Below are 1,507 nucleotides of genomic sequence, written 5' to 3' on the forward strand. Positions count from 1 at the left end.
TGGGGTCCACGGAACTGGAAGGGAGTAGGAGACTCAAAGGGGGTAGCACTGGTCCATGAGGAGTTAGGGACCTCATCCATTGCTACGGCATAATTTGCACCATCATACCTCACAAGGTGGCCCATCTTGGCTGAAGGTGGGACGTGAGGAATGGTACTAGGGGGACCAGAGCCAGGAGGGTTGGCACCAGGGGTGCCAAGACCGGTGGGGCCACCGGAGGTGCCTCCACCAGGAGGAGGTGAGGTGCCACCGGAGGGGCTGCCACCACCACTTTCAGGGGTACCAGGAACTTGAGTCATCTTGTCGGGGACAGATAGTTAATGCTGGGAAGCACTTGGCCAAACTCAACGTACTGTGCTGGGGAGCACAGAAAACAACGGATCGATCAAAGGGATGAGAGTCGGGGGACTCTATTCAGGATGCTTGGAGAAGCACACACTTGGGGAAGCTTGGGAAGCTTATTGATTGGTGGGACAGGGACTGGGAGGCACTGCAGTTGCTTACCAGGTCCTTGGGGGTCACACCAATACGGACGGGCACTTGGAGGAAGCGTCCAGAGTTTAACTGAAAGGTTGGGCTCATAACCAGTTAAAACACACCAATCAACCGGATAAACTGAGCGAGAGAAAAATAAAGTTGGAAGATAACTTTGACTAAAATACTGATTAACTCTACTCGGAGATAGAATTGTGAGACCAGAAGAATGAGGAAAAATGAGGGCTCCTTGGGTGCCGTCGTCGGGAGTATCTTTGCAACACTTACATCAACCCTGGTACATTGTACAGGATATTCCCTACATACAGGAGTTTGAACGTGTTTTCAGTACCAGGGGTGATGATGTCAGATCGCGCCAGCTCGGTCCTGATGTCAGCGGGCCGGATACTCTTCAATGTTCTGGATTAGTACCGCACGCTCTTCAGCAGATTTTTCCACTAATTTATCGATAAATTAAGAGTATTCCACGTCAGAAAATTCAATTCAGGACTGGGAGTCACGTGCGCTCTAACTCTCCCTCCACCCAAGAGTTCCCTCGGTCACATTCGGTATTCATCTTCTGGTCATGCTCAAACACATGACAAGGGGGGCTAGTCCCCTACTTGTTCCACAGGTTCTTCCTTTTCTGAAATGATTACATACAACAACAAGGTGTGCAGCCAGCCGCGTCTTGCACAAAGACATCACCACCACCAGTGAGGTCCTACCAGCCTTGGACACGGAGCCGGTTGGCCTCAAAGGTCTCGCGGGACAGAGCCTTGGTGAGGTAGTCTGCATCCTGAAGCTGGGTCTCTACACGGAGGACTCGGATCTCAGGGTCGTCACCACCATCAGTGGGCTTCACATGCGACCAGAAGTGGTGCCACTTGACCAAGTAGTGGCGGGTACGGTTGGTGATGCGCTGGTTGACTGCCAACTGAAGGGCAGCATTGTTGTCCTCAAACACTCTAGAGGAGATAGAGGCAAGCTGGGGCTGTGGGAGGCCCAAGCCATGTGCGACCTCAAGGAGGAG

Annotated in this window: 1 protein-coding gene; it reads right to left on the minus strand. The window is 52.5% G+C overall.

Annotated features, from left to right (window positions below; genetic code table 11):
* Positions 1 to 1,198: 1,198 nt before the first annotated feature.
* Positions 1,199 to 1,507: hypothetical protein (locus V6D20_08140; GenBank protein ID HEY9815754.1), on the minus strand; the 309-nt coding region annotated here is incomplete at its 5' end.

The sequence above is a fragment of the Candidatus Obscuribacterales bacterium genome, assembly GCA_036703605.1.
Lineage (GTDB): Bacteria > Cyanobacteriota > Cyanobacteriia > RECH01 > RECH01 > RECH01.